Source organism: Amphritea atlantica (assembly GCF_900111095.1).
Lineage (GTDB): Bacteria > Pseudomonadota > Gammaproteobacteria > Pseudomonadales > Balneatricaceae > Amphritea > Amphritea atlantica.
The window spans coordinates 159895-181466 of the sequence record NZ_FOGB01000007.1 but is presented as its reverse complement, the minus strand read 5'-3'; the positions used below and the strand labels follow the sequence as shown (position 1 = coordinate 181466).

The 21572-nt window shown below is 51.3% G+C and carries 18 protein-coding genes; 8 read left to right on the top strand and 10 right to left on the bottom strand.

Annotated features, from left to right (window positions below):
* Nucleotides 1–219: 219 nt before the first annotated feature.
* Nucleotides 220–633, top strand: a complete 414-nt coding sequence (locus BMY09_RS13260; RefSeq protein ID WP_091359039.1) for a universal stress protein — start codon at nucleotides 220–222, stop codon at nucleotides 631–633.
* 67 nt (nucleotides 634–700) lie between these two features.
* On the top strand, nucleotides 701–2326 hold the full coding sequence (locus BMY09_RS13255; RefSeq protein ID WP_091359037.1) for a BCCT family transporter: 1626 nt from the start codon (nucleotides 701–703) through the stop codon (nucleotides 2324–2326).
* Nucleotides 2327–2510: 184 nt separating this feature from the next.
* Here the strand turns inward: BMY09_RS13255 and umuC are convergent, their stop codons facing one another.
* From umuC to BMY09_RS13225, 6 genes are all read right to left on the bottom strand, one after another.
* On the bottom strand, nucleotides 2511–3773 hold the full coding sequence (gene umuC / locus BMY09_RS13250) for a translesion error-prone DNA polymerase V subunit UmuC (RefSeq protein WP_091359034.1): 1263 nt from the start codon (nucleotides 3771–3773) through the stop codon (nucleotides 2511–2513).
* A 7-nt stretch (nucleotides 3774–3780) separates the two neighbouring features.
* Entirely contained in the window at nucleotides 3781–4218 is a 438-nt protein-coding gene (umuD, locus tag BMY09_RS13245) for a translesion error-prone DNA polymerase V autoproteolytic subunit (protein ID WP_091359032.1), read from the bottom strand.
* A gap of 647 nt (nucleotides 4219–4865) precedes the next feature.
* Nucleotides 4866–5090, bottom strand: a complete 225-nt coding sequence (locus tag BMY09_RS13240; RefSeq protein WP_091359030.1) for a hypothetical protein — start codon at nucleotides 5088–5090, stop codon at nucleotides 4866–4868.
* Between the two features lie 93 nt (nucleotides 5091–5183).
* Nucleotides 5184–5900, bottom strand: a complete 717-nt coding sequence (locus BMY09_RS13235) for a response regulator (RefSeq protein WP_376787864.1) — start codon at nucleotides 5898–5900, stop codon at nucleotides 5184–5186.
* On the bottom strand, nucleotides 5875–7377 hold the full coding sequence (locus BMY09_RS13230; protein WP_091359025.1) for a sensor histidine kinase: 1503 nt from the start codon (nucleotides 7375–7377) through the stop codon (nucleotides 5875–5877). Before BMY09_RS13230 ends, BMY09_RS13235 begins: the two co-directional genes overlap by 26 nt.
* Nucleotides 7378–7384: 7 nt before the next feature.
* Complete coding sequence (locus BMY09_RS13225; RefSeq protein WP_245756583.1) at nucleotides 7385–8770, bottom strand: TrkH family potassium uptake protein; 1386 nt, start codon at nucleotides 8768–8770, stop codon at nucleotides 7385–7387.
* 366 nt (nucleotides 8771–9136) lie between these two features.
* Between BMY09_RS13225 and BMY09_RS13220 the strand changes: the two genes are divergently transcribed.
* The 3 genes from BMY09_RS13220 to BMY09_RS13210 all read left to right on the top strand — a co-directional run bounded on the left by BMY09_RS13220 (nucleotide 9137) and on the right by BMY09_RS13210 (nucleotide 12549).
* Nucleotides 9137–10051, top strand: a complete 915-nt coding sequence (locus BMY09_RS13220) for a DMT family transporter (RefSeq protein WP_091359021.1) — start codon at nucleotides 9137–9139, stop codon at nucleotides 10049–10051.
* Nucleotides 10052–10208: 157 nt separating this feature from the next.
* Entirely contained in the window at nucleotides 10209–11120 is a 912-nt protein-coding gene (locus tag BMY09_RS13215) for a dienelactone hydrolase family protein (protein ID WP_091359018.1), read from the top strand.
* Nucleotides 11121–11307: 187 nt separating this feature from the next.
* On the top strand, nucleotides 11308–12549 hold the full coding sequence (locus BMY09_RS13210; protein WP_091359016.1) for an MFS transporter: 1242 nt from the start codon (nucleotides 11308–11310) through the stop codon (nucleotides 12547–12549).
* 93 nt (nucleotides 12550–12642) lie between these two features.
* On the opposite strand, the gene BMY09_RS13205 is transcribed toward BMY09_RS13210, so the two are convergent.
* From BMY09_RS13205 to BMY09_RS13195, 3 genes are all read right to left on the bottom strand, one after another.
* Complete coding sequence (locus BMY09_RS13205; RefSeq protein WP_091359013.1) at nucleotides 12643–13305, bottom strand: carbonic anhydrase; 663 nt, start codon at nucleotides 13303–13305, stop codon at nucleotides 12643–12645.
* Nucleotides 13306–13407: 102 nt separating this feature from the next.
* Entirely contained in the window at nucleotides 13408–15213 is a 1806-nt protein-coding gene (oadA, locus tag BMY09_RS13200; protein WP_091359010.1) for a sodium-extruding oxaloacetate decarboxylase subunit alpha, read from the bottom strand.
* 100 nt (nucleotides 15214–15313) lie between these two features.
* Nucleotides 15314–16729: an acetyl-CoA carboxylase biotin carboxylase subunit gene (locus BMY09_RS13195; RefSeq protein WP_091359006.1), complete on the bottom strand. Its 1416-nt coding sequence runs from the start codon at nucleotides 16727–16729 to the stop codon at nucleotides 15314–15316.
* A 137-nt stretch (nucleotides 16730–16866) separates the two neighbouring features.
* On the opposite strand from BMY09_RS13195, the gene BMY09_RS13190 reads away from it, so the two are divergent.
* The 3 genes from BMY09_RS13190 (at nucleotide 16867) to BMY09_RS13180 (ending at nucleotide 20051) form a co-directional block, all read left to right on the top strand.
* Nucleotides 16867–17808, top strand: a complete 942-nt coding sequence (locus tag BMY09_RS13190) for a LysR family transcriptional regulator (RefSeq protein ID WP_091359003.1) — start codon at nucleotides 16867–16869, stop codon at nucleotides 17806–17808.
* A 212-nt stretch (nucleotides 17809–18020) separates the two neighbouring features.
* Nucleotides 18021–19478 carry a two-component system sensor histidine kinase NtrB gene (locus BMY09_RS13185; protein WP_091359000.1) on the top strand — a complete coding sequence of 486 codons (1458 nt, stop codon included), beginning with the start codon at nucleotides 18021–18023 and terminating at the stop codon, nucleotides 19476–19478.
* A gap of 18 nt (nucleotides 19479–19496) precedes the next feature.
* On the top strand, nucleotides 19497–20051 hold the full coding sequence (locus tag BMY09_RS13180) for a DUF3465 domain-containing protein (protein ID WP_245756582.1): 555 nt from the start codon (nucleotides 19497–19499) through the stop codon (nucleotides 20049–20051).
* 266 nt (nucleotides 20052–20317) lie between these two features.
* Here BMY09_RS13180 and BMY09_RS13175 read toward each other — a convergent pair whose 3' ends face one another.
* Nucleotides 20318–21358 (bottom strand): hypothetical protein, encoded by a 1041-nt coding sequence (locus BMY09_RS13175; protein WP_091358998.1) that lies wholly within the window; start codon nucleotides 21356–21358, stop codon nucleotides 20318–20320.
* Nucleotides 21359–21572 lie beyond the last annotated feature (214 nt).

Here is a 21572-nt window from a genome sequence, read left to right as displayed (position 1 = left end):
CCACAATTCAGTAATTTTATCCTGCTGCAACCACTCGTATAGCGGCCTGATTGCGCTAGAGGGGTCGTTTGACAAAGGCAAGACATGCCTACTAAGGTAATACGTTAAGGGTATTCAACCAAAAGAGGTATCGATTTATTACGCCTCGCTGTTGCTGCTGAAGCGCGATAACAGCACGAATACAGGAACCATCCTTACAAAGAAAATCAGGAGGCGATCATGTATTCAAATATTATGGTTCCGGTTAGCCTGGCCCATATCGATCAGATCGATAAGGCGTTAAAGGTTGCCGCGGACCTCGCCAGACACTACGGAGCTAAAGTGCACTATGTGGGTGTAACATCGGCTCTGCCGAGCGAAATTGCACATAACGCCGAAGAGTATGCTGAGAAACTAAAGGCATTCGCGAAAGAACAGGCATCCGCTAATAACATCAATGCTGAGCCCCATACTCTCATTTCTCATGATCCGGCTGTCGAACTCGATCTTGTACTGGAACACGCAGAAGAAACCATCTGTGCTGATCTGGTGGTGGTGGCGTCACACCTGCCCAGTTTTGCTGACCATCTGACGGGCTCACACGGAGGCCATCTGGCGTCTCATTCACAAATATCTGTCTTCGTCGTCAGGTAATTCGGGAACAAGGAGCAAATTCGGGCCAATGGGCCGAATATAAGTGCTATACAATCCGGGAGAATAAATGACTATGTCATCTGAACCTCAAACTCCTGCAGCACCGTCTGCGGAAATAGATACCGACTATCTCATCGGCCAGGACAACATCCAACCCAGCATCGGCCCCCTCAAGGTCGACATTCACAACCCCGTATTCGCACTCACAGCAGGCTCGGTTATCGCCCTGGTATTGTTCTGTCTGATATTCGATAAAATAGCGGCTGATATATTCGGCGCGCTGCGCCCCTGGCTAACGACTCAGTTTGACTGGGTGTTCGCGATCAGCATGAACATCTTCGTGATCTTCTGCCTGTACCTTATTGTTTCGCCGCTGGGCAGGATCAAGATTGGCGGAAAAAGTGCTACCCCTGAATATTCCTATCCGGCCTGGTTCTCGATGCTGTTTGCCGCTGGCATGGGGATCGGTCTGGTGTTCTATGGCGTACTTGAACCACTGAATCATTCGCTGACCCCCTCCTTTAACCAGCCCGGCATCCTGGATGCCAACGGTAATGTCGCCGACGCAGCTACAGTTGATGCCGCCATCAAACTGGGTATGGCTTCAACTATCTTTCACTGGGGGCTACACCCCTGGGCATGCTACAGCGTTGTCGCGCTCGCTCTGGGTATCTTTGCCTACAACAAGGGGCTGCCACTGACGATCCGTTCCGCTTTCTACCCGATTCTGGGGGAGCGGGTCTGGGGCTGGCCGGGCCACTTGCTGGATTCCCTGGCCGCACTGGCGACACTGGCGGGTCTGGCAACATCGCTCGGTTATGGTTCGTCACAGGCGGCTGCCGGTTTGCACTACGTGTTTGGCATTGAGGCCACCATCGAGCTTCAGGTATCGATTATTATCGTCGTAACCGGGTTGGCGATCACTTCCGTTGTCCGCGGTCTTGATGGCGGCGTAAAAATACTGTCTGAGGCCAATATGCTGTTGGCACTTGCACTGTTCCTGTTTGTGCTCATCTTTGGTGCTACTTCCGGCATCCTTGGGATCTTTGTCGAAGGACTGGTCGCCTATGGTGTTAACCTGCCAGCGCTCTCCAATTGGGTGGGCCGTGATGATGGGTACTACTTCCACGGCTGGACCACCTTTTACTGGGCCTGGTGGATTGCCTGGTCACCTTTTGTAGGCATGTTTATCGCACGGGTATCACTGGGGCGCTCTGTTCGTGAGTTTATTATCTGCGTATTACTAATACCGACGCTTGCCTGTGTTATGTGGATGGCCGTGTTCGGTGGCACTGCGATAAGCCAACTGGTTAATGACGGTTACACCGGCGTGCAGCAAACTATCGCCAACTGGACGCCGGAACTATCGTTGTTCCATATGCTTGAGCTACTGCCGTTGCCTATGTTTACTTCAGTCGTTGGCATTGTGCTGGTGCTGGTATTCTTTGTAACGTCCTCTGATTCAGGTTCACTGGTTGTCGACACTATATGTGCCGGTGGTAAGGTCGATGCTCCGATGCCGCAACGTGTTTTCTGGGCCAGCTTTGAGGGCCTGATCGCTATCGCATTGCTGCTGGGGGGTGGACTGGGCTCTCTGCAGGCACTGGCGATCGCTACGGGCTTCCCGTTCGCCATCGTGACCGTTTCGATGTGTTACTGTATCTGGCACGGGCTGCGTACAGAACCTGCTTGATGATTCTTCGACGAGTTCATTGAATCGAACCGGCTGACACCCGTCAGCCGGTTTTTTTTATATCCTTAGCCTTAACCGGTATAGCACCTGGTTTCTCAGTCGTCTATATAGTTGCTGACAGCTTTTTATATATTCAGGCGCATGAGTAAGTGACCAGGTATATTGATACAAAACCATATCGTATTCATGCCCGGACCACTGGTAACTGATCCCAGCGGGTCGTGTAGGCGGGAGAAAGATGGTTGCGCTGCATCTGCCAGCCGCTGCTGAGCAGTTCTCCGGCAAAGCGGACCTGTCCCGGACTGCATTGATTGATATTGTCGACGACCTGCATCAGCCGCATCACTGCAGGTGATTCCGGCGCATCAAACAGAGAGGGCTGGAAGTGCCCCGGCAGGTAGAGATCAGACAGCATAATACCCGCTTTCATATAGCGATGGCCCGGCCGCCAGATCGACTTCAGTAATCTGAGCGCAGTGGCTGTCAATCGCCGGGAATCAGCACTGGGGACGCTCAGAATCCGACTGGCACTGTTGCTGTAGAACCCTTCATACTGACTATGAGGATTAGTGCGGATAAACACCGTTACCACTCTGGCAAGACTCTTTTGTTGCCGCAGTTTCTCTGCGGCCCGTGCTGCATACTGGGCGATAGCCGAGCGCATATCGTTAAACTCTGTTATGCGGTGGGCAAATGAGCGACTGCAGAGTATCTGCTGGCGGGGTGGCGGACACGCTTCCAGCTCCATACAGGGCTGACCATTGAGCTCTCGTACGGTTCGTTCCAGAGTGACAGAGTAGTGGCTGTGAATCCAGGCGGTATTGCTGTCTGCCAGAGCCAGCGCAGTGCTGATCCCTTGCTGCTCAAGGCGGCTTGATAAGCGCCTTCCTACTCCCCAGACCTCCTGTACCGGCAACAAACCAAGCAAGCGCCGCTGTCGCAGAGGGTCGCTCAGATCCACCACTCCCTGTGTGGCCGGATACTGTTTGGCGGCATGATTAGCCAGCTTTGCCAGGGTTTTGGTCGGTGCGATACCCACTGAAACATGGATGCCGGTATATTGATAGACCCGCTGTTTTAACTGCAATCCATATTCCACCAGCGAAAAGTGGGTTTCCAGTCCGGTCAGATCAAGGAATGCTTCGTCAATTGAATAGATCTCTACTGCGGGCGCTTCTTGTTCCAGAACGGTCATTACCCGGGCTGAGATATCGCCATAAAGTGCATAGTTGGAGGAGAATACCGCTACATTTTCCCGATCAATCTGTTCCTGCACCTGAAACAGCGGCACCGCCATTTTAATGCCCAGTCGTTTCGCTTCAGCACTTCGGGCCACCACGCAACCATCATTATTGGAAAGCACAACGATGGGGCGCCCCTGCAGATCAGGCCGGAACAGCCGTTCACAGCTGGCGTAGAAGTTATTGCAATCGACCAGGGCAAACACCGGATAACTAGCCTCGCTGCCGCACAGAGTGGATTACGGTCGTTACTACACCAAACAGCTCCAGCGTACTGTCTGGGCCAAAATGGATCGGAGCGTAAGCTGGATTGTGCGCCACCAGCTGCAGTGCAGGGCGGGTGCGTAGCTCTTTCACTGTAAACTCGCCATTGACACAGGCGATCACAATATCGCCATCCACCGCTTTCAGTGAGCGATCCACCACCAGAATATCGCCGGAAAATATGCCAGCTCCCTGCATCGAGTCGCCCTCGGCACGCACAAAGTAAGTTGCCGCCGGATGGCGAATGCAAAGCTCATTCAGATCCAGGGTTCTTTCAATGTAATCCTGCGCTGGCGAAGGGAATCCCGCCGTCACTGAGTGCATAAACAACGGTAACGCAACAGATGAAGCGGGGCGCAGATAGCGCCCCAGTAATGTAATAGCCATAGCAAAACGAACACTTTACTGTATATTTAAACAGTATATTATTATTCTGTTACTAGTGAGTAAAGTCGTTAATGCGCAAAGTCGTTAATAAAAAGACACCAGAGCCCGTATTATTAATACATAATACATATTTTGTTTTTTTGTGTGTGGCGCGTTTTGCTCGTAAAGCCGAAGGGGGTTGTCAGTGCATAGCGAGTGTTCTGATGCATTAAGCAGAAAAGAGGCGTAACGCGTCCCTGCACCTACTGGCTGAAACTCATAAGCCTGAAGCGCTTTGGCAGATCTCGATATCACTCTTTATTCCTGAAGGATATTGCAGTTTATGGGGGGGGCAGAGCAGAGGATTTCAGGGGGGATTTTGTTTCTCTGATGGGGTCTATCTGGCTGATGACTGCACTTTTCTGCAAACTGAAAGAGGGGTAGCAGGAGGAGGTGCAGAAGAGAGGTAGACTCGGAATATACCTCTGGAATCCCAATAAACAAAAGCTATTAAAAGTTAATTTAGAATATAGGATTATTCTGTAATGTTTTGTTTTTAAATTGAATATTTATTTTATTTTGTTAATCGGTTAAGCATCGCAGGAGATCTCAAAAGGATTCTCTAAGGTTTGAATGGGGGAGCCCGGTACCTGGCGTGTTTATAATTTTTAACACTTTTTCTGCTGTAGAAGCCGTTCGCCGAGTGAGGTAAGACGAAACCGATAACGGCTGGGCATAATGGGCATCATGATCGATCTGACCGGTTCAATCAGGCCTTTGGAGATGAGCGGTTGCAACACTACCGGGACCAGAGGTGCACTATCAAAATCCCCGTGGTGAACCCTTTTCAGCAACTGCCGTTCATCTGCAGTCAGGGTGGCGTTATGCTTCATCGGTCTCTCCCAGTGATTTTGGATTTTGATTGACCCGTCTTAATTTCTATCTGCCTTATATCTCCGTATCCTTCAGAGCCTATTTTTCTGCGCTTATTTTTCAGGACCTGATCTCTCTCCCTGCTTTTCAATACCGATGAAGCGATAACCAACACCCGCTTCGGTTTCTATATAATGTGGGTTGGTGGGATCATCCTCGAGCTTGCTCCGCAGCCGCCCGATAAAAATACGCAGGTAGTGGGTGTCCTTGGTATGGTGAGCCCCCCAGATCTCCCGCAACAGATGTTGCTGGGTGAGAATACGCCCCGGATAGCTGATCAGCATCTGTAACAGCTCAAACTCCTTTTTCGAGAGATGCACATCGTCCCCGTTCAGGGCAACCCGGCGATTGAGCAGATCCACCACCAGACGGCCATCATCATAGCCCGTGGGCGGCACCTCAATACCGGAAAATGTACGCAACACCGCACGAATGCGAGCCAGCAGTTCATTGACGCCAAAAGGTTTTTCGACATAATCGTTGCAGCCGCTGTCGAGAGCCATCACTTTCTCCCGTTCACTGTCGCGCACCGAGAGCACGATCACCGGGCCTTTAAAGAAGTCCCGCAGGCTTTTTAATACCTCCTGGCCATCCATGTCGGGCAGCCCAAGATCGAGAATAATCATATCCGGCGCGTCAAGTGCTGCGGCCTTGAGGCCTTTGGCACCATCCTCCGCTTCCAGAATAGAGTAGCCCTGGGAGCTGAGGCTTATATTGAGAAAACGCCGGATTTGGGGTTCGTCATCAATCACCAGTATACGTGTCATCATCGTCGCTCTTTGAGGATAATTGAGTTTCAGGAAGGGGCAGGGACAGTCGCAGCGTGGTGCCCGAAGTGGAATCGCTTTCAAACACCGAAGCACTGCCTCCGTGAGCGCCCAGAATGCCCTGACATATCGCCAGCCCCAGCCCTGTGCCAGCGGGATACTGGTCGCCGTGAGCCATGGTAAAAAACATATCAAAGATACTGTCCCAGGATTCAGGTGGTATTCCGGGCCCCTCATCGTGAATATCGATATGCAGCTGAGTCTCCGCAGTGAATGCACTGACAGTGATCGCCGTACCCGGAGGCGCAAAACGGATCGCATTTTCCAGCACATTGAACAGTGCCTGCTCAATCAGCGCCGGATGCACATAGAGAAGTGGCATCTCGGGGGGCAGGCTAATATCCACCGTGACGTCCTGCAACAGAGGCTTACTGCGTTTGATAACCACGCTGAGAATATCATCAAGCCCCACCCAGTCGCGATCCAGAGTCAGTTCGCCATGCCCCAGCCGGGTCATATCCAGCAATTTCTGGATATAGCGATTTAGTCGCTGAGCCTCACTGAGAGTATTCTGTAGCAGTTCATCCTGCTGTGCCTGATCCAACGCGTCCCGCAGCTCTATCAGACTGGAGACAGAACCGATCATCGTTGCCAGCGGAGTCCGAAGATCATGGGATATAGAAGAGAGCAGTGCGGAGCGGAGCTGTTCCCGCTCTTTGACAGTGATCTCCTGCTGCAGGGTTTCACTCAGCACGACGCGGCTCCAGGCCAGCCGTGCAAGTCCGATAAAACCATCCAGACCAGAGCGCTGCAAGGAGGTCAGCGGCGCATCTGATTCAATTTTCAATAACCCCATACAGCCACGATGACTATTAAAAGCCACCAGCACCCGGGCTTTATCCTCTTTGAAAATAACCTCGGTGGCCGCGCTGGTGATATGCGGAGAGCTCAGCCCATATTTAGCGGTCAGCGACGCCAGCTCATCACTGCCCGGATAGTACGTCTGGGTTGTGAAACTGAAGCACTGAGTCAGATGTTGGGCCAGGGTTTTCATTACTGAAGGCCCGTTAACGCAGCCAGCCAGCTCCTGTGCCAGCAGCATCTGCTGCTGATTCCAGCGACTGCTGTCTTCCAGAGCGATCACTTTTTCCCGCAACCGTGCCGCGAGGTGTCCGGTCACCACTGCCACAAATATCAGCAGGGTCACCGTGAGAATATCCTCCTGATGCACCATAAAAAAGGTGAAATGGGGCTCCGTATGAAAGAAGTTGTAGGTGAGAAAACTCAATACGGCGCAAACCAGAGCCGGTTTTACCCGGGTTGTCACCGCCGTTAACAATACTCCGGCCAGGTAGATCATGGCGTAGTTTGCTTTCGGCAATACAGGGGATAATACCCAGGAGATCAGGGTCGCGATCAGCGGCGCTAACCAGGGCATGGTCCAGACTAGGCAGCGTTCTCGAATATTGGGTAATCCCATGATTTAGTTATCCTTTCCAGAAAACCGGTGAGAATAACACTATAACAGTCAGCAACTCCAAACGCCCCAGAATCATCGCAAAAGAGAGTATCCATTTACCCAGATCGGGAAGGGGCTCAAAGCTGCCCGCCGGGCCGATAATATCTCCCAGACCCGGGCCAACATTGGTCAGAGCGGTGGCCGCTCCGGTAAAGCTGGTAACAAAATCGATGCCGATAGCGGTCAGTAGCAGGGTGGTAATGGCCAACGCCAGAAAGAACATAAAGGAGAACGCCACCGCCGAAAAGATAATATCGTCATGCACCAGCTTGCCATTGTAATGGATGGCAAATACGCCGCGGGGGTGAACCAGCTTGCGGAACTGATCCCCCAGAAATGAAAACGACAGCTGAAAGCGGAAGATTTTCATCCCCCCTGCAGTGGAACCCGAACAGCCGCCGATAAAGGTCACGATAAAAAACAGAGCGATACTAAACTCCCCCCAGAGAGTGTAATCAGATGATGCATAACCGGTGGTGGTGATCACCGATGTGACATTGAATGCCGTGTGTGTCAGCGCTTCAAAAAACGGCATCGTGTCGGTAATCATCAGTTGCGCCGTCAGAATTGCAACCAGCCCGGCGACAATCATTAAAAACCCCTTTACCTGCTGATCCGACAAGCTTTTGAAGGAGGGGTTAACCAGAAAACGGATAAACAGCGTGAATGGCAGGCCACCCAGTAGCATAAAGAAGACTGAAACCCAGAGAATCATCGGGCCAAATCGTCCCATGGAACGATCATCGGTGGCATAGCCGCCGGTCGACACAGTGGTGAACGCGTGGTTGATCGCATCAAAGGAGTTCATCCCGGCAATCCAGTAACTCACCGCACAGAGGGTGGTAATCAGCAGATAACTGAACAGCAGCGTTCTGGCCAGCTCATGAAAGCGGGGCAGGGACTTTTCCGCCCAGTCCGATGACTCAGTCTGGAACAGACGCATACCACCGATACGCAGAAAGGGGAGAATGGTCACCGCCATGCCGATCACCCCCAGACCACCCACCCATTGCAGCAGCGAGCGCCACAACAGCAGGCTGGGTGGGAGGTCTTGCAAGCCACTCAACACCGTAGAGCCGGTAGTGGTAATACCGGAGACCGACTCAAACACCGCATCAGAGAGTGAAAGCGGGTGATGGCAGAGCATCAGGGGCAGCGCGCCAAGAAACGACAGCAGCATCCAGCTAGAGCTGGTCAGCAGGTAGAGTTGGCGTGATGTCAGGGTAAAGGATGAAGACCTGAACAGCAGAATCAGAACAATGCCGAGCATAATACTGAGCCCGGCAGAGAGAAGAAAAGGGATCATTTCCGGATCATGGCTGATGAAAAAGGCATAGCCTGCCGGTATCAGCATCAGCGCTGCCATTATCAATGATAATACCCCGCAAACATACAGAACAGGGCGAAAGAGCTTAATCATTGCAGTGCTACCTCAAGAATCCATACCTTAATTATCCGCTGAACTGCTGTAAATATTCGATTGTGAAAACAGCATCGGGACGTAAAATTTGCGTAAATATGCGGCTAAACACTGCAACTAAACTCGGCAGCAACAGCGCTCTGTCTCTATCGTACTTTATTTATTTACCCCTATATCATGACGCGCCATTAATTTAATCTTTGATGATAAAATATCAGTGGCGACAGGTCTCCCCATGCAGGCTTTTTCCTCTCCGATACTCTCATAGATAACAATCGCAATGCCAGGTAATCACACTTGATGAAAAACAGTTCGCAGGCCACTGACAACATGAAAGGGTGCTTCTTTATGCTTCTGGCGATGGCAGCATTTTCCCTGGAAGATATGTTTATTAAAAGCGCCGTTGCCGTTGTGCCACTCGGGTATGCGGTGCTTGCGTTTGGTGTTGGTGGCGCTTTGACATTCCTCTGTCTGATGAAGTCCAGAGGCGAGTCAACCGTACCGCCGGATATCCTCAGCAAGGCGATGCTGGTTCGGGTGATCTGCGAGATTATCGGTCGCTCATTTTTTGCTCTGGCGATTATCTTAATGCCGCTTTCCAGTGCTTCGGCAATACTTCAGGCAACCCCCCTGGTGGTAGTGCTGGGGGCGGCGGTTTACATGAATGAAAAGATCTCTGCATCGCACTGGCTGGCGATCTTTGCCGGCTTTATCGGAGTGCTGATGATTGTCCGGCCCGGTCCGGGGGACTTTAATCCCGCTTCTCTGTTTGCCGTGGCCAGCACACTGGGCTTCGCCGGTCGCGACCTGGCCACCCGGGCTGCATCCCCCAAACTATCCAATTATCAATTGGGTTTCTATGGATTTCTGGTGCTGATAGCGTCAGGCGGCTGCCTGTCATTTATCGAAAATAAAACCTTTGCTATCGATTCCTCCTCGGCGGTACAGATAGCCGCAGCGATCCTGTTTGGCGTTATCGCCTACAATGCACTGACCATCGCCATGCGTTCCGGCTCAATCTCCGTCGTTGCACCCTTTCGCTATTCGCGGGTCATCTTTGCTCTGATTCTGGGGATAGTGATATTTGACGAACAACCCGACCTGATGACGCTGTCAGGCACCTTAGTGATTGTTATCAGCGGTATCTACATTCTCTATAGCCGTCGAATAAAGCGGGATACCGCTGAGTGCATTGAAAACGTTAATAAACCCTGAAGGTACTACCTGTAAGCTCTGTTTATAGGTTCTGTTTGTAAGTTCTGCTTGTAAGTTCTGTTTCTGTCTGCATAGGCTATATTGTCTAGACACATCTGGATTCGTTAAGAAAGACCCAATACCAGAAGAGCAGGTCGCAACACTATCAGGAGGCCACATGAATAACCGCAACGGTGAAGACGCTCGCGCCAATATTACAATTCCTCAGGAAGCCTTTGACTGGTACGACGAATATGCCCATGGTGATATTGATCGACGCACCTTCATGGCACGTCTCGCTACACTGGGAATTGCCGGACTTACTCTGAGCACGATTTCCGGAGTATTAATCCCCGACTACGCGCTGGCTGAACAGGTTTCCTTCAACGACCCGGATATTAACGCCCGCTATCTTGAATTTGATGCGCCTGAAGGCCATGGAAAAGGGCGGGGATATCTGGTCGTACCAACGGGCGTCAGCAGTGATAAACCTGCCGCCGCTGTGTTGGTAGCCCATGAAAACCGAGGCCTGAATCCGTACATTGAAGATGTCGCCCGACGGCTGGCAAAAGCAGGTTTCGTCGCGTTTGCGCCCGACGCACTGTATCCCCTGGGAGGATATCCCGGTAACGATGATGAAGGCCGGGCGATGCAGAAAACCCTGGTGCGTAACAAAATAGAGGGAGACTTTGCGGGCGCCGCACGGATGTTAACCGCACACGAGCTGACAACCGATAAACTGGGAGTCGTCGGTTTCTGTTTTGGCGGCTATCTGACCAACCAACTGGCAGCGATGTTGCCGGAGAGTGTCGATGCTGCTGTACCATATTATGGCACGCCACCGCAAAGCCCGGTGGCTGATATAAAAGCGGTAATGCAGCTACATTTTGCCGGGCTGGATACCCGTGTGAATGGTTACTGGCCCGAGTACGAGGCGGCATTGAAAGCGGCAAAGATAGACTATACCGCCTACATCTACCCAAATGTAAACCACGGTTTCCATAATGATTCGACAGCCCGTTATGATGAAAATAGTGCCGAGCTTGCCTGGAGCCGGACACTGGAGTTTTTCAAGCAGTATCTGAGTTAAAAACATAATCCCCTTATTTGAGTCGGTGAGGGGATTTTTACTGCATCGGGTTTACAGCAGATAACTGGCCATCAGTTTTACACTGTTTTGAACGCAATCTGTATCTGTCACTGATGATTCTCTGTTTATATAATCGTCCTAACTCACCGCCTCCCGGCCTCCCTAAACCCAAGCCGAAATATATCTTATGCCTACTGCTACCAATGCCGGCCATGTAAAGCTTCTCAGCCTGTTTGTCGTTGCGTCCTGCCTGATCCTGGCGATCAATTTTGGTCTGCGCTCCTCTATGGGTTTTTTTATGGCACCCATTTCCGCCGAGTTTGGTTATGGCCGGGAAGTATTTGCTTTCTCGCTGGCGCTGCAAAATCTCTGCTGGGGCTTGTTTCAGCCGTTTACCGGAGCATTTGCCGACCGTTTTGGAACCTTCAGGACACTGGTTATCGGAGCCTTGCTCTATGCCCTGGGTATCTATATCACCGCAACCACTGACAGCGTCTGGAGTCTGCACACCGGTGCCGGTATTCTGATCGGAATGGGTATTGCGGGAACCGGATTCGGCGTTATTCTGCCGGCGCTGGCAAGGATGGTCGCACCGGAAAAATGTGCTTTCGCTCTGGGCCTGGGAACCGCTGCCGGTTCTGCAGGACAGTTGATGGTGATTCCGGTGGCTCAGGCGTTTATTAGTCTCTATGGCTGGCAGACTGCACTTTTACTGATGAGTGGCGGGGCGCTGATGATGATCATTCTGGCCACAACCTTTCGCCATGTAAATGAAGCAGAAACAACGGCTGAAGAAATTTCACCTCAACCGCTGAAAGAGGCGCTGCAGGAAGCCGGAAGCCATCTGCATTACTGGCTACTGATCGCTGGCTTTTTTGTCTGTGGTTTTCAACTGGCCTTTATCACCGTGCATATGCCCTCATTTCTTTCCGATCAGGGGTTTGATTCTACGGTCGCTGTTACCAGCCTTTCGCTGATCGGTCTGTTTAACATATTTGGCTGTCTGCTGTTTGGTTCCTGGTCCGGACGCTACTCAAAGAAAAAGCTGCTTGGAATAATCTACGGGCTGCGTGCGGTGGTCATCGCTCTGTTTATGCTGCTGCCAATCAGCACGACAACGGTATACCTGTTTTCCATTGCCACCGGGTTTCTCTGGCTGGCTACCGTGCCAGCCACCTCTGGCCTGGTGGCGCAGATGTTTGGTCTGCGTCATATGGGGACGCTCTATGGCATTGTTTTTCTTAATCACCAGCTAGGTTCATTCGTTGGGGTCTGGGTTGGTGGCTATATGTTTGATCAGACAGGTAGTTACAGCAGTGTCTGGTGGGCGGCTGCCGCGATCGCCTTGCTAACGGCGGTGATTCATATCTTTATCGATGAGCGTCCGGTAAAACGACTGAGGGCAGGGCAGGCTGCTGCAATGGGTTAAATCAATCATGCCCATAACAGTCAATTCCGGCGAAAAAAAGGCGCTTTCTGAAACCAGCAAAGCGCAAACATAGGAAGGAACAACAGGGAAAACTTAAGCCTCGATCTGTGCAATCAGATCGGCATAGTGCTTATCAAAACTTCTGAACACCATATCATTATGGCTGCAGCAGCGAATGGAGCCGGTTTTGATGTTGTACACCCAGCCATGGACTTCGACTTTACCGGTCGCCAGTTTCGCGGCTACGACCGGATGGGTGCGGATATGCTGCACCTGCTGAAGCACGTTTTCTTCAATCGCTTCGTTCAGGTGCTCTGATCCCACCGGATGATCATGGGGGATATCGTGCCGCTCCCGCACAATCTCCATCGCCGAACGGCAGTGTCCCAGCCACTCTTTAACATGGGGCAGACCATTCAGGGCGTTAAGATCCAGAGCCCCTTTGATTGCACCACAGTCGGTGTGACCACAGATAATAATATGACGCACTCCCAGCACCGCCACCGCATACTCAATTGAGGCGGTCATGCCGCCGGTTTCGTTGCTGTGGGGCGGAATAATATTACCTGCGTTACGGCAGATAAACAGATCGCCGGGCGACGTACCGGTCAGCAGGTTAGGATCGATACGTGAGTCGGAGCAGGTTGCAAACAATACATCAGGGCTCTGCCCATCAGCCAGAGTGCCAAACAGGTCTTTATGTTCCGGGTATACATTCTGCCGGAAGTTAATCACGCCTTTTACTATTTTATCCACGCACAGATTCTCTCAGCTTTGTAGTGTATTACTATACGGTTATGGGGGTTGCCTCCCATAACCGCTACATAACGCAGAGCTCAAGACTCTCAGCTTATTGCGTTATTCGATTTCAGCAAGGACTTCGCCGGGGGTGACGCGGTCACCTTTGGCCACGTGAATCGCTTTAACCGTACCGGCGATATTGGCGTGAATCTCCATCTCCATCTTCATCGCTTCAGCCACCAGAATGGCCTGGCCCGCTTCGACCACATCGCCCTCCTTAACCAATACTTCGAAGATGTTGCCTGGCATCGCAGTGGTGACATGACCAGGCTGGCTGGCGTGTTTACGACCACTGCTACCTTCGGAAACAAACTCGTTCTGAGGTTCAAAGATTACCTCTTCCGGCACACCGTCCATCGACATGTAGATCTTACGCTTACCACTACCAAACTCACCTACGCCGGTAACCGCGATATCATAGACCTCACCATGCACCTCAATCTTAAACTCAGAGGCACCGGCCTGACCCAGTTTTGCGCCTTTAGCGGCATCAGGGGGTAATAGCTCCTCGGGTTTCAGAGTCCCCTCTGCACGCTGCTGCAGGAACTCACGTCCCAGATCGGGGAACATCGCGAAGGTGAGAACATCCTCTTCGGTCAACGCCAGATCACCGATATCCTCACGCAGTTTGTTCAGCTCAGGCTTGAGCAGATCCGCCGGACGACCAACATCAACACTTTCATTTCCGATCGCTTTCTTCTGCAGTTGCGCATCCACTTCAGCAGGTGCCGCTCCGTAACCACCCTGCAGGTAACGCTTAACCTCATTAGTGATGGTTTTGTAGCGCTCGCCCGCCAGCACGTTATACACCGCCTGTGTACCCACAATCTGTGAAGTGGGTGTAACCAGAGGAGGGTAGCCCAGATCTTTACGCACCCGGGGAATCTCAGCGAACACCTCCCGGATCTTATCCAGTGCATTCTGCTCTTTCAGCTGGTTAGCCAGGTTGGACATCATGCCACCCGGCACCTGATTGATCTGCACCGAGACATCTTCGCGGGTGAACTCGCTTTCAAACTGATGATATTTCTTACGGACTTCACGGAAGTAGTCAGCAATCTCAGCCAGCAACTCAAGATCCAGTCCGGTATCATAAGCGGTCCCCCGCAGAGCGGCTACCTGACCTTCAGTGGCCGGATGACTGGTGCCATTGGCAAATGAGGAGATCGCTGTATCGATGCGATCAGCGCCTGCTTCAATGGCTTTCAACTGACACAGCGGAGCAAGTCCAGCAGTGGAATGGCTGTGAACCACAACCGGCAGGTCCAGCTCTGCTTTCAGTGCGGCAACCAGATCATAGGTTGCATAAGGTGTAAGCAATCCCGCCATATCTTTAATAGCGATGGAGTCAGCCCCCATATCGCGCATAGCAATCGCCTGCTTTACAAACAGTTCAGGAGTGTGCACCGGACTGGTGGTGTAGCAGATCGTCCCCTGAGCGTGCTTACCCGCTTTTTTCACCGCTTTCATGGCGGTTTCCAGGTTGCGGATATCATTCAGCGCGTCGAAAACACGGAACACATCGATACCGTTTTTAGCCGCTTTCGCAACAAACGCTTCAACGACATCGTCTGCATAATGACGGTAACCGAGCAGGTTCTGACCCCGCAGCAGCATCTGCAGACGGGTGTTTGGCAGGGCAGCACGTAGTTGGCGCAGACGCTCCCATGGGTCTTCCTTCAGGAAGCGCACACAGGCATCAAAGGTAGCGCCGCCCCAAACCTCCAGAGACCAGTAGCCTACCTGATCCAGTTTTTCACAGATCGGCAACATATCTTCGGTACGCATACGGGTCGCGATCAGGGACTGGTGGGCATCCCGCAAAATCACATCGGTGACTTCAATTTTCTTTGCTTGATTCATGTTTACAGTACTCACTGTAGTTTCTCCTGCAACCGCTCCGGCGGTCAGCTGAAATTAGTTTCTTTGCTATCAGATGCGGATGAAAGCGCTTAAATACGCGTTACCAGCCCGCATGGGCCGCAATCGCAGCGGCAACCGCCAGAGCCATCTCACTGGGATGACGCTTGTCGGAATAGCCCAGCAGCTCTGGATGCTCCGGAACAAAGCTGGTGTTAAAATTCGCGTCCTGAAATTCAGGATGCTTGAGAATCTGTTGGTAATAGTTCGCTGTGGTTTTAATACCGTGCAGGCGCATATCATCCAGCGCTCGCTGGCCACGGGCGATTACTTCCTCCCAGGTCAGCGCCCAGACCACCAGCTTCAGACACATGGAGTCGTAGTAGGGCGGTATCTCGTAACCGGTATAGATCGCGGTATCAACACGCACACCGGGGCCACCCGGCGCATAGTAGTGAGAGATACGGCCAAAGCTTGGCAGAAAGTCATTTTTCGGGTCTTCAGCGTTGATCCGGAACTGCAGGGCATAACCTCGATAGGAGATATCTTCCTGGCGGTAGCTCAGTGGCAGACCCGATGCGATGCGCAGCTGTTCGCGGACTATATCAACCCCGGTAATCTGCTCAGTGATGGTATGCTCAACCTGAACCCGGGTATTCATCTCCATAAAGTAGACCTGATTCCCGGTCAGCAAAAACTCTACAGTCCCGGCATTTTCATAACCAACAGCCTCCGCCGCTTTAACAGCAAGACCACCAATATACTGACGCTGTTCCGGGGTTAACTGCGGGCTGGGCGCGATCTCGATAAGCTTCTGGTTACGCCGCTGTATTGAACAGTCCCGTTCATACAGGTGGACCACATTACCCTGACTATCAGCCAGCACCTGCACCTCAATGTGGCGCGGGTCAACTATGCACTTCTCCATAAACACTTCAGCAGACCCAAACGCTTTGGTCGCTTCGGAGATAACCCGGGGGTATTGCAGTTTAAGTTCTTGCGGTGTATCGCAACGACGGATACCGCGGCCACCACCACCGGAGGTCGCTTTGATCATGATCGGATAGCCGATCTCATCCGCCAGCTTTAATGCCTCATCGACATCAGCAAGGTTACCCTCTGAACCGGGGGTGATGGGAACACCGGCGGCACGCATCGAGTCACGCGCCTGGGTCTTGTCACCCATCTTGTGGATGACATCAGATTTAGGCCCGATAAAGGCGACGCCATGCTGTTCACACAGTCGGGCAAATTCAGCATTTTCTGACAGGAAACCGTAGCCCGGATGGATGGCGTCACAGCCGGTTTCCAATGCCATATTGACGATCCGGCGTGGGTCAAGATACCCGGCCAGGGGATCATCACCCAAAGAATAGGACTCATCAGCACGTTTGACATGCAGTGCATAACGGTCAGGCTCGGTATAAATCGCCACAGAGCGGATGCCCATCTCGGCACAAGCGCGGACGATACGCACCGCAATCTCACCCCGGTTGGCGATCAGTACTTTTTTGATCATGAAACTCTCCTCTGCCTCCGGCTCGTTGCCGTAAGTGTGTAAATAAATCCTAGTCGCAATCTTTGATAAGTAGAAATTGATATTTTTTTGTTTATCTATAAGGTATTACTTATAGATAAACCTATGAGATCGATTTTGTGCCACTGTCTATTCAAAAAATGACCAGTCGCCTGAGTTTTCGTCAGCTTCAGGTGTTTAAAGCGGTCTATGAGCTGCAAAGCTACAGTAAGGCGGGCGAACTTCTGGGGCTGACGCAGCCTGCCGTTAGCAGCCAGATCCGCCAGTTGGAGCAGGGCGTGGATCAGCCCCTGTTTGAGTATGTTGGCAGACGCCTTTTCTGTACCGCAGCGGGCGAACGTTTGTACGAGAGTATCAATGCGATTTTTATCGAACTGTCAGACCTGCAGACCGATCTGGGGGCGCTGAAAGGCAACATCGCTGGCGAGTTAAAACTGGTGGCCGTGAATACAGCGCAATATATGGTGCCTTACCTGTTGCGGGCATTTCTCGACCTGCACCCGCTGATCAGTGTACGGATCAGAGTGGTCAACAGGGCGACAGCCCTGCAGGGGCTGAATGAAAATAACGATGATCTGGTGATTATGGGGATGGTGCCGACCGATAAACCCCTCGCATCGTTGCCATTTCTGGATAATGAGCTGGTTCCGGTCGTCCCTCAGGGACACCCGCTGCTGGAGCAGTCTCAGATCAGCCCACAGCAGTTTCTCAGTAGTGGACTGCTGGTACGTGAGCAGGGGTCAGGCAGTCGGCTGGCACTTGAACAACACTGTCAGCAACAGCGGTTACGCTTTCCTCCCAGTATGGAGATAGGCTCTAACGATGCATTAAAGCATTCGGTTATCGCCGGCCTGGGAGTCGCGGTATTGCCCAAGCTGAGCATTCTCTCTGAACTTGAACTGGGACGACTTATTATTCCTCAGATAGACGGATTTCCTTTGCGCCGCAGCTTCTGTGTGGTACACCCTCAGGCTAAACATCCAACCCCGGCGATGCAGGCGTTTCTGGATTATATTCAGCAAAATATTAAACAGTTTGAGCGAATGTTTTTGGGGGATTAAACAGATGAATGGACGGTTCAGAGAATTTTTCATAAAAACTATCGATGTTAATGACGAAATGTGCGGCAGATCCTATAGAATAGGTCGCAATTAAAGTCAGGTTAAGCTGGCATAGATGAAGCTAAGCTCGTTCGTATCTGCGTTACTTTATCCAACCGCCCTGACAGAATCATTCAGGTTTCCTTATTCAGCAGGATTAGTTAATTACACATATGATTAAACAAACATTATTTATTCTTGCTCTGTGCCTGCAGAGCTCCTTGGCGGTTGCCGCTATCGACTGGTTTAAAGATGAGAATGGTAAAACCAAGTGGCAACATCTGGCCAATTTCAGCAGCGGCACCCTGATCATAATTCTGTCGATTACCGCTATCTATCTGTTCATCTACAGTCGTCGTGCGCACCGCGCCAATCGTGAACTGACTCTGATTAAAAATGAGCTGGAACAACGGGTTGAGGAGCGTACGGCAGCGCTTAAGGAGTCCAACAGCAAACTGATCGAGAGCAACCATCTGCTGGAATCAGAAGTTGCACAGCACGTGATTACCGCCAATCAACTGCGTTCATCCGAGTCATATATCAAAGATATCCTGACCTCAATGCCCCTGATGCTGGTGGGGCTGGATAAAGAGGGGCGGGTCACCCAGTGGAACCGTCGGGTTGAGGAACTCTCCGGCGTCCCGGCACAGAAAGCACTGGGTAAAACCCTGTGGGAAGCCTATCCCACTATGACCGTGGTGCCCGAGCATATTCAGCAAGCGATTGAACAGAACAAAACCATCCACCTGAAGCAGAGTCTGCGTAGCCTGTCCCATTTTGATATCACCATCTACCCCCTGAACGGTCCGGAACCCGGTGTTGTTATTCTGGTGGACGATGTATCTAAAGAGACCACCGCCGAAAACCTGCTGATCCACAATGATAAAATGTCATTTATGGGTGAGCTGGCATCCTCTATGGCTCATGATATCAATATCCCGTTGCAGGCGATTCTGATGGACCTGAAACGGTTTAAAAATATTATGGCGGAGAACCATCTGGCGCTGGAGCAGGGCGGTAACGACAAAACAGCGCTGCTGGAATCGATCTACAATGATATGTCGGATAAGGGCGATCAGGTTTCCAAAATTATTCATAACCTGCTGACCTTTGCCCGCAATCGTCATTCAGAAAAACAGATGGCAGATATCGTTGATGTGATGGAACATACCGTCAATCTGGGAAAAGAGGTTATCTCGGTCTCTGATGGTTTCCGGTTTAACCAGGTGAAGCTGGAATGGCAGGTTGAAAAAGGACTGCCTCAGGTTCCCTGTTATATTACCGAACTGCAGCAGGTGTTTCTCAGCCTGTTCCGACACGCCTGTATCGCACTTCAGAAAAAGAGCGTCAGTGAGAGTTTTGAGCCAATCATAAAGATAATTCTTTCAGAGAGTTACGACAATATGTGGATCAAGATTCAGCACAACGGGACAGGCCTGACCAACGAACAGCAGATGAGTCTGTTTGAACCCTTTTTCAGCACCACCCAACAAGCTGACAGTTTTGATACCGGTGAGCATCTCTCATTTTCTTACTACATCATTACCGAGCAGCATCAGGGACATATGGCGGTCACCTCTGACGTGGATGTAGGTTCAACCTTCCATATGCAGATTCCGATTACGCGATAACAGGCTCTATGGACACGGATGTTGATATTGCGCCAGCCGACCAAAGCCCTGAAGGAGAATAAAACCTTTTTGAACCATCTGTCCTTGCGACACAACGGCAGTGCTATGCCGAAGTTGCTGGCTGTTTCCGCCCTCATCGTTGCCATTGCCGGGGGCACAGCTTACAGCGTTTTCCCCGGCAGTGCGCTCCCGGGCCGCAATAGCACTGTTGAGCTTCAGCCATCATCCGCCCCAAGCGGTAACAGCACGTCTATCCTGCAAGCCTATCAGCATCACCAGAGCAATCTGCAGGTCAGCGGCACGGGTGTGGTGGTTAAGGTATTAGCAGACGACCTGAAGGGCAGTCGTCATCAACGTTTTATTCTCAGGCTACCGTCAGGCATCACTATTCTCATCGCTCACAATATCGATCTGGCACCCCGCCTTGATTCATTGAGACCAGGAGACCACGTTCGCTTTAATGGTGAGTATGAATGGAATCCGAAAGGGGGAGTGGTCCACTGGACCCACCGCGACCCACAAGGCAGGCATGTTGACGGCTGGCTGGAGCACAACACCAGGCGGTATCAATAAGCGGTTATGTAGTTAAAAACGAAGGGGGGAGTAAAAGAGAGGGTTGAGCGTTGTCTGAAGAAAAGGCAAGGGAGTTGTAGCATCCATACTACGCCCCCTTAAGTCAGCCATCCATTTCCATGTAGCCGTTGCTTCCTGCAATCCTTCTGGCCACGTTGCTGAGTTCCGTAATCAAATCCCTGATTACCCTGAACACGTTAAGCATACTAAGGTCTATGCCGTTATTTGTAACTAAGACAAATTCCTATTTATGCAAATATTTTCAATCAGTTAAGCATTACCGGTGAAAAAGTAAATACCGTCTCACTGGCAGGGTTAACGGTCATCTCAATCCAGCTGTTATCCTCCTCACCAAACACCTGTACGCGGGTGAAGTTCGCTGTCAGTTGCCCATTAGGGTTGTACATCGGCTTATCCATTTTAAAGAAGTGAGAATCGCCGTTAATCAGTACAACCTGGCCGTCATAGCTCTGAGTTTCGCTGATCAGCGTTTTGAAGAAATCAGTGAAACCGTTTTTATCATCCAGGCTTGTCATAAAGTCATCTTCATATCCACCATCAGAGAGCTCAAACGGGAAGAAGATGTCAGCCTGAATAATGATCGCTATACCAGCAAGCTGATCTTGCTTCGCTTTCGCAAACGACTCCTTAAGCCACTCAATGTTTTTAGCATTTCGCGCTTTATACTCTTCGCTGGCCGCCGCACAGTCTTCAGCACTGCGTTTAGATTTCTTGGTGCACTGTTTTTCAGTCACCACCAGGTTGTTGTTACTACCGGTGACCGCGAGGGCAACAAACTCAACGTTGCTGGCAACGAAACGGCTGTTTTCACTGTAGGCTTCACCCAGCTCACCCTGACGCTCAACCGCAATGGGGCTCTTACCCTGGGTAGTCGCCTTATTGAAAAAGGTTTTACGCAAAAATGACAGACGCTCAAGTGGGTCGTAAGCACCATTACTGGTGCGGTGGCAATCGGTCCACTCATTATCACCCAGCGTATACAGTGTCGGCATATCAAGCCTGTTATAAACACTGATAATATCGTCACCAATCGCTTTGTCGCTACATTCACTGCTGCCGTTTTTAGTATCACCGGCATACATGGTGAAGTTCAGCTTATGGGCATTCATCGACTCGATGGTCTGACTTGTCCGCTGTGCTTTTTCTGCAGCGTCTTTGCTGTAAAACTGATCTCCCCAGAGGCCTACTTTCAGGGTTTCAGCACGCTCTTGTGCCATCACGAGTGGAGCATTGGCCGCCAGCAACAGGCAGGAGCCGGATGCAGCTAGCAATAGTTTTTTCAGCATAATCGATTTAATCCCATAGTTCAGTTTACCGGCACTGTGCCCCGTCAGAATCTACCGATACACAGACCATATATTCAGCACAGGCATGCTAAATAGTGTCGGTGACAGAGCGATGACGTATAGATGACAGATTTATGAGGCCTATGATTACAGGGCAACCTGCAAATTGCCCGAAAGCGATGAATTCATGACTATACTCTATTTTCATAACGGC